This window comes from Marinagarivorans sp., assembly GCF_982758155.1.
This window is the reverse complement of the sequence record NZ_CEXWTU010000216.1, coordinates 1-8,344: the sequence shown is the minus strand read 5'-3', so window position 1 is coordinate 8,344 and position 8,344 is coordinate 1. Positions and strand designations below refer to the sequence as shown.

Annotated in this window: 6 protein-coding genes and 1 pseudogene; 4 read left to right on the top strand and 3 right to left on the bottom strand. The window is 49.2% G+C overall.

What is annotated here, in order from left to right; all coding sequences use genetic code 11:
* Positions 1-186 precede the first annotated feature (186 nt).
* Both AC3A8L_RS17515 and AC3A8L_RS17510 read right to left on the bottom strand, forming a co-directional pair.
* A complete protein-coding gene (locus tag AC3A8L_RS17515) occupies positions 187-1,149 on the bottom strand; it encodes a DUF6635 family protein (RefSeq protein WP_487963568.1) in 963 nt (320 codons plus the stop codon).
* A 2-nt stretch (positions 1,150-1,151) separates the two neighbouring features.
* Entirely contained in the window at positions 1,152-2,147 is a 996-nt protein-coding gene (locus AC3A8L_RS17510) for an alpha/beta hydrolase (RefSeq protein ID WP_487963567.1), read from the bottom strand.
* A gap of 443 nt (positions 2,148-2,590) precedes the next feature.
* On the opposite strand from AC3A8L_RS17510, the gene AC3A8L_RS17505 reads away from it, so the two are divergent.
* From AC3A8L_RS17505 to AC3A8L_RS17490, 4 genes are all read left to right on the top strand, one after another.
* Complete coding sequence (locus tag AC3A8L_RS17505) at positions 2,591-5,110, top strand: DUF1592 domain-containing protein (RefSeq protein ID WP_487963566.1); 2,520 nt, start codon at positions 2,591-2,593, stop codon at positions 5,108-5,110.
* Between the two features lie 9 nt (positions 5,111-5,119).
* On the top strand, positions 5,120-6,427 hold the full coding sequence (locus AC3A8L_RS17500; RefSeq protein WP_487963565.1) for a DUF1552 domain-containing protein: 1,308 nt from the start codon (positions 5,120-5,122) through the stop codon (positions 6,425-6,427).
* 36 nt (positions 6,428-6,463) lie between these two features.
* Complete coding sequence (locus AC3A8L_RS17495; protein ID WP_487963564.1) at positions 6,464-7,546, top strand: receptor L domain-containing protein; 1,083 nt, start codon at positions 6,464-6,466, stop codon at positions 7,544-7,546.
* 224 nt (positions 7,547-7,770) lie between these two features.
* A complete protein-coding gene (locus tag AC3A8L_RS17490; protein ID WP_487963563.1) occupies positions 7,771-7,977 on the top strand; it encodes a hypothetical protein in 207 nt (68 codons plus the stop codon).
* 254 nt (positions 7,978-8,231) lie between these two features.
* Here the strand turns inward: AC3A8L_RS17490 and AC3A8L_RS17485 are convergent.
* Positions 8,232-8,344: pseudogene (locus AC3A8L_RS17485) on the bottom strand (recombinase XerD); the annotation flags it as partial.

Below are 8,344 nucleotides of genomic sequence, written 5' to 3'. Positions count from 1 at the left end.
GCCATGCACACCAAGGGAATACGCATCTTTTTGACTCTCAACTGCGGTTTCTAGGTTAAAAAGAAGAAATACGCTGAATGGCTGGTGCTGTTTAGGGGGTGCTTGGGAGGCGAACATGCTTTTTATCGTTCAGTTGTAAGCGTGCAGCGGTTGTGTGAATGTAACCTGGCACATGTTCACGTCACATTAGAACTGTGTTTTAAAGGTATCCAGTACTTCCATAATTCTAGCCAGGTACTGATCTTTGGGTTTGAATGTGGCTTCGCTGCGTTGGGTGAAGTCGCGTTCTAAGTGGTTGATGAATTTCTTAAGCCGATAGTGGTGCAGCTTTGTATAGTATTGAATAGGGTCGCTGAGTAAGCCTGAAAACGACGCAATTACGGCAAGAATACACATTACCCCTAAGGTACAGCCTGCTATTAAAGCTATTGAGGGGGAGGGTGGAAATAGCGCGTAGTAATAATTGCCGAGCGTTTCACCAAAAATAAAGTCTCGGCTGTACTGGCCTTTGGCCACAAAGGCAGCAATTAACAATCCAAAACCCAGGCCGCCGGGCGTAAACTTTTTTAGCATGAGCGCGCCCAGCGCCGTACTGAGTGCCGTATTGGTAATGTCGGCTGAGGCGGTGCGGGTTATCGCATATTGTGCCAGCGCTTCATTAAGGATGGGGTCGATCGCTTGAATAAAATCTTGAGTGTTAACGTTGACTCGGGGGTTAGCAAGTGTGGTGAGTTCTTCGATTAAATACCGATGAAATTCGCTGTCGGCCGTTGTTGCGGTGTTCCTTAAAAGTTGGCGGTTAATATTAGCCACCATCTGCTTTTGTACTTTGGTGGTAAAACCGGTCGGTGTTTTACGTAATAAACGGTGTAGTACCGGCCAATGTAAGGCTTGGCATGCAAGCGCAAAAAGCTGAATGATTAAATAGAGCGGCGCCCATAACAAATTGATGGGCATGCGCAATAAGTCCCAGCCAAACGCGACCTTGTTGGTGTACCAGGCGCCGGGGTAGCTAAAGTGAGTACGCGCAAACCCCGGAATACGCTCGCGGCAGGCCGAAAAGTATCGGTCTGCCGCGCGCATCATGGCGGCATGTAATTGCTCTGCTGCAGGGTCTATGGGGTATGCCGTACTTTCATTGTCGGGCATGATCAAGGCAGTGTTGTCGCATCGAGATGTTGCTTAATAAACGCCATAATTGAAGGGATGCAGCTAGGGCATTCCTCATCGTACACAGTGCTATTGTGTGTAAGCCCTGCCATGGGATAAAACGTGGAATCTACGCCTGCTGCTTTAGCCGCCTGGTGAATGGGCTCCGAGCCATAAAATAGAGGCGCTTCATGGGTCCCCATCGTAACAACATCATCTTTCTCGCCGTGAATGCTTAAAAGTGCAGTGCCGTTGGCTTTAAATAATGACGTATCGGAAACCGCACCGGATAAGTTAATAACGCCGCGAATCGGTGTTTTGTAACCCGGGTTACCACTGTTGCCTTCTATGCCGCCATTTGCATCCATGGCGTGTTGCATAACGGCGGGCATATCATCGTTTTCACTTAAAAAAGCCACATACATCGCCGTGATGGCACCGGCGGAATGGCCGCCAATAAAGAGATTATTTGTGTCTATGCGGTATTGATTCGTTGTGGCGGCATCGTGCATAAAGAATCGAATCGCGGCCTTCTGATCTGCGAACGACTTAAATAAAGCCTCAGAGAATAATTCGGGTGAAGCAGTGGAGTCCGAAAGGCGGTAGCGGGTAATGGCTGTGACATAACCGGCGCGGGCAAAGCGCTCACCAAAATTTTCCATCCAATCGTCACCGTGCTTAACAAAACCACCGCCGGGGGTAATGATCAGCAATGGACGTTTGCTGTTCGTATCACCTTTGGGCTGGAATAAGCGCAGTTTTAGCGGCTCGTTAATACCGGTGGTTGGGTTGTAGTTTTCACCATAAGTGATGTTAGCGGTTTTAACAAAATCGTTAAAAACCGCTTGCTGATAACGTTTGGCGTCATCGGCGGATACCATGTCTTCCTGCGTATTTAGCGTGTCTTGGGTTGCTGGCGCTTGGCCGCAAGCGCTGCACAAAAGGGCGCAAGTCATCAGTGCTCCAAGCGTCAACCTTGAATATTGTGAAGGCTTCATTGTGTGATCCTTAGTTTTGATGATGGGGCGATAAATCAAATCCTGCACTCTATCCTATGGGCATGCTAGGAGCACTCTAAATAAGACGTCCTTGTAAGATCAACTCTTTAGGGGCAGTAACCCGCGAATCCCCTCTGTAACGTACGCAAAAACGTACCAATTCACGTAACCCCTCATTTTGGAAATTTAGGTCGCTTGGGTTTTACAATATTTTCGTTAAACGTAGATGTGATAAAGGTCTCACCTTTAAGGCGGGGTTGCGTATCAATTCACAAAACCAAAGTATCAACGCGGGTGCGACCTAAAGTGGGACGCCTAAAAAAGCATTTTGAAGGATAGTGTTGATCTTACTCATTTCGCGATTTCCTGGCTTTGCGGCTTGTTGCGGCTTGAGAGTGCTTTCCTGTCTTTTGATCGAACTGACCTTGTGGGGTTTACTAATAATGATAAGAAAAATATTCGATTCAGCGGGCCATGTTAACGGCCGCAGTTTCGCCTTACTGTTCACGTTATTGATAACGGCTTGTGGTGGTGTAGACCAAAACACATCGTCGGTAGCGAGTGAGTCTTCCGTTGCTGTCTCCTCTGCGGTCGCCTCATCAAGTGTGGTTTCTATTAGCAGTAGCGCAAGTGAATGTGCCGATGCCGTAGCGCGCGGTAAAACCTTATACGACGAGACCCATGCCTGCGCTTTTTGCCATGGTGGCAGTGGCGAGGGGGATTATTCTAAAGCGATTGATTTAACGGCCGCGTTATACCGGCATTCCACCATGGAAGCGGGTAACCCAGGCTTGCCGCTGCACCAATACATTGCCACCTACATGCCCGCGCCTGGCAATGTGTGTACTGGGCAGTGTGCCGATGATGTCGCCGCTTACACCAAAAGCTTGGCTGGGCTGGTGTGGTGTCCATCGCCGAGCAATCATTCATCATCCAGCATGACCACTAACGAAGCCCCCGCGCCAATGGGTAGCTTGAAAGTGGTATCGCCGCGTATGCGCCGTATGAATCGTACGGAATACAGCAATACCGTACGCGATTTATTCGCCACACAATCGCGCCCAGGCGACAACTTTTTAGCCGATGTGCGCGGTAAAGACGGGCATTATACAAAAGATGGTAGCGTGCAAAGCGTAACCGTTGAAGATGCTGATCGTTTCTTTAATGCCGCCGAACGTGTTGTGCTAGAGGCTATTAATAAAGGTTTGCCCGCCCTGCAGTGCAATACCGAAAACGCAGCCTGTGTTGATTCAATCTTATCTAACTTTGGTACCCAGGTATGGCGTAGGCCTTTAACCGCTAACGACAAGCAAACGCTGCTAGGTATTTTTGATACCGCACAAAATCTGGGCAACAGCTTTGACGATAGTCTTTTCCACGTACTGCGCACTATGCTGTTATCGCCTAATTTTATGTACTTGCTTGAAGTGGATGCCACCGCAGATGCGCGCGCATTGAACGGTTACGAGCTGGCTTCGCGGTTGTCTTACTTTTTATGGAGCAGCACACCTGATGAGCAATTATTACAGTTGGCCCAAAGCGGCGCATTACTGCAAGAAAGCACATTACGCAGCCAAGTAAAACGCATGCTGGAAGATGCCCGCGCTGAATCTTTAGTGAGTGAGTTTGCCGCGCAGTGGTTACAGTTCGCCAAGCGCCGCTCTACACCGGATGCTCAATTGTTTGCCAATTACAGCGAAGAACTTCGCGCAGCAATGGACGAAGAAACGCGTACCTTTGTGAATCACTTAATCAGCACCAATGCTCCTTTGAGTGAATTACTTACGGCCAACTACAGCTTCCTGAATGGTCGTTTAAAAGCTTTCTATCAAGTGGATGCCGACCTACCCAATAGCAGTGCCCCGCCGATTAAAGTGGAAGCCGAGCAGTACGTGATGTATCTGGATAATTCTGCCGGTAACGATGGTGGTGAGTTAAGCGCGGACGACGTAGATATCGAAGCCACGGCCGATGAAGGTGGTGGTTACAACGTGGGTTATACCAGTGCCGGTGAATGGCTAGAGTACCGCGTGAATATTGCGGTGGCTGGGCCTTACGCGGTAGCGCCTAGAGTCGCCTCCATGAATGGCGGCGGAGTTATAAATTTCGAGATAGATGGCGTTTTAGTCAGCGAAAATGCGGCCGTCGCCTCTACCGGCGATTGGCAGGTGTGGGAAACGCTCGCGCCAGTAGCGTTAGGTAACTTGGAGCAAGGTGATCACACCTTGCGGGTGAATATTGTTTCGGGTGGCTTTAACTTAAATTGGCTGCAAGTTGCCCCCGGTGGCTTAGGTGCCCGTAATTTCGAGCGGCATGTGTGGAGTACCGAGCCCCGTAAAGGTTTGCTCGGGCACGCTTCTGTACTTACGGCTACATCCAATAACACCGCCACGAGCCCAGTGGTGCGTGGTGTGTGGGTATTAGAAACTTTATTGTGCGATGCACCGCCGCCGCCACCGCCAGAATTGCCCATTGGCGATCCCGATGAAATTGCCGATTCTGCTTCCTTGTCGACACGACAAAAATTTGAAATGCACGGCCAGCCACAATGCCGTGCCTGCCACCGATTTGTAGACCCGATTGGTTTTGGCTTAGAAAATTACGACCCAATCGGGCAGTGGCGCTCAGAGGAGTGGCGTGGCATTGAAGGTAATGGCCCTTGGATTGTGGATGCAACCGGCACCTTGCCAACCGGGGAGTCGTTTGATGGTGGGGTAGAGCTAAGTGATATTCTGGCATCGTCTTTCCGTTTACCGATGTGCTTCACTAGCCACATTGCCACCTACGGCTTAAACCGTTATGTAAAAGGCTTTTTACCCGGTGATGTACAAAGTTCAGATTACCCATTGGTGTTTGATATTTACCAAAAAACACAAGCCAACGGTCACCGCTTTCAAGACATAATTGAAGAGCTGGTTGTCAGTGATGCATTCCGCCAACGCGCTAGCGCGGCGGGGGAATAGGAGATGACGATGAAATCTTTAAACCGTAGAACCTTTTTGCGTGGAACGGGTACCGCATTGGCGTTGCCATTATTGGAGGCTATGGCCCCTGTCGGTAAAACAGCGTTTGCGGCCGGTGGTGCTCCAGCGCGCATGTTGGCGTGGTACTTACCCTGCGGTATTCACATGCCTGCATGGCGGCCAACGGGCACGGGCGCTAACTATGCGCTTTCCCCTACGCTTGCGCCTTTAGCCAATGTTAAAGATCAGCTCATGGTAATTTCGGGTTTAGAAAATGTGCCCGGATATTCTATGGGCGGTGGTGATCATTCGTCGGGTACCGCGTCATTTTTAACGGCCGTGCAAGCGGCTAAACCTGGCGTAAGCGGCGGTGTAAGTATCGACCAAATCGCGGCAGAGCAAATGGGCGACCGCACGCGCATCGATTCGCTAGCGTTGGGCATTGAAGGTGGCGATGGCGGAAATTGCGGCGGCGAATCGGGTTATAACGGTGCTTACCTGTGTAATGTTTCCTGGAAGGGGCCGCAAACACGTAAGCCGAAAGAAACCGATCCTTCGCGTTTATTCAATACGCTTACCGCAGGCTTTGACCCAAATGCCGCAACAGAGGCCGCCATGCGGCGTAAGCAGATGGACGAATCTGTACTCAGTGCGGTGCAAGACGATGCCAAAAACTTGTACGGACAGTTGGGCATGGAAGACCGTGTGCGCATGCAGGAATACGAGCACAGTATTCGGGACTTAGAAATACGTTTAAATAGTGTGGATGCCGGTGTCGCTGAATGTACCTTGGAGCAACCGATTGTCGGGAGTGGGCGCGAAGGGCACATTAAAGCCATGTGCGATTTACAAGTGCTGGCATTTCAGTGTGATATCACCCGTATTCAAACCTTTATGTTGGCCAGCGGCGGCACCTATACCACCTACGGTTTTTTACCGGGGGTTAATCAAGGCCACCACACGTTATCCCATACCAATAATTTTGATGCGATTAAAACGATCGACCGCTGGGAAATGTCGATGTTTGCTTATTTGCTAGAAAAGCTGAATAACACCAAAGACCCTTCCGGCAATTCATTATTAGACAGTTGCGCCTGCTTATTATCCAACGAGATATCAGACGGGAATCGCCATAACCACGACGATTTACCCGTACTATTAGCCGGTAGCTGTAATGGCTATTTTGCAACAGGCCAGCATGCCGATTTGGGTAAAGCGCGTTATTCGAACTTACTCTATTCAATGTTAGATGCCTTTGGCGCGCAGGTGAACGGCGTGGGCGATAGCAATGGTTTCTTAAATGCTATTCGCGCATAGCGCCACCCGTATATGATCGCAAGGAAGCGAGAGCCTGTGCGTATAAAAATACTGTGCACCGTTTTGCTGGCAGGGATTATTAGCGCTTGCGCTGGGGGCAATAACACGCCACCAGCAGGCAACGCTATTGTGTGTGAAGGTGATTTTAGTGTTCAAACCCCCGATGATTTAACCGCGATTAGCCACTGTGAAGAAATAACGGGCCAGTTAATACTGCAGGCTAATCAGGTGGCAGATTTAACGGCACTTAACAATTTGCGGTCTGTGGGTAGCTTAACCTTACGCGATAACGTTAAGCTTAAAAATCTAACCGGTTTAACAAATTTACAAACCATCGCTGGCGATTTTCATATCGCGTTTAACCCTGCATTAATCAATCTAACGGGCTTGCCGTCGTTAACACAAATATTCGGTGATATAAAAATTCATGAAAACGATGCTCTTGAAAATTTAGATGGCCTTAATGCCCTTGCCGATGTTATGGGCGGCTTATACCTTTATCAAAATCCCGCATTACAGCGCTTAACCTCCTTTACGGCATTAAACCAATTATACGATCTTCACCTTGCCGATTTACCCGCGCTAACGTCTATTGCGGGCCTATCGACGCTTACCCAAATAGAAAATCGCATCGAGTGCGACTTTAACCATCAACTAGTGAGTGTGCAGGGGTTACACGGTGTTACAACCGTGGGTGGCGATGTTATTTTTAATTTTAATAATGGCATAACCTCGTTTGATGGCTTGCAACAATTAACCGAAATTGGCGGCCGCTTAGTCGTCAATAATAATGGCGGCCTAACAACATTGCAGGGTTTAAATAATGTGCGCACAGTGGGGCAGCGGGTCGATATTCGCTCTAATTATCAATTGCAGAATTTAGAGGGCCTTAACCAATTAACGCATATAGAAACCGAGCTTTGGATTTTATTAAATGATCAGCTCACTACGCTGCAAGGCTTAGATAATTTGGCGTACATTGGCGGCGCTGTAGAAATCGTCGAAAACCTTCAATTAACGAGTTTAGACGGCGCACCTAAGCTGGCGCATATCGGCGGGGGTGTTGCGGTAGTGGATAATCCACTGTTGCCTGCGGGGAGTTTGTTGCTGAAACATTAGGCCAGTAGTCGATTCTCGCGCTTGGGGAAGGTAAGGGGCGTGCACGGAATAAGTTGCTGGAGTTTGGGTTTGTGGGTGCTTGCTTGGCGAGGCGAAAGTATGGCGTAATAGCCGGCTATTGCACATATTTTTAACGAAGGCAGCGTGTACCCAGGAATACAAAAACGGGAAGTTATTCCGTGCGCGCCCCTAAACAGACTTTCTAATCGACCTAAGGCTCTACCATGCTAAGACCGCTTGAGTTTGAACTCTGCCCAAAATGCAAAAAAAATACCGCCACTTCAATCAGTAACCCCGACGGAACCGGCCGGTTCTATTGCTCTGCCAAACATTGCGGTTTCGAAATGCCCACCCAAAAGCAAGACATGGCTCAAGCGATCGATAAACTTGCTGATATTAAAGCCAAGATGTTCCCCTCGGGAGGTGAGTGAGTTTTTAAGCGGCGAGGTGACGCGCACATTCGTCCGCTCATCTAATTCAAGCTGAGGTTGCGGTTGAAGGAGATTGTTTAGATATCAATAGGGCGTCTTTGATCTGTGTCGGTGCCGGCATAAACCTCTGGGGCGCGCTGTGAATATATCCCTATAAGCTCTGCACAAACGTCCTGTTTGTGACGGCCCCAGAGGTTTATGCCGACACCTTTGTGGGGATCAGCAGTTGGTCATTTTTGTAGTTGGCGATTGTTTTAGATATCAATTGGGCTGGTAACGCCGCGCTCTTGTATGCCGACGACGTGGGTGTAGATTTGGGTGGTACTTAGATCGTTGTGGCCTAGCATTTCTTGGATGCTTCGGATAT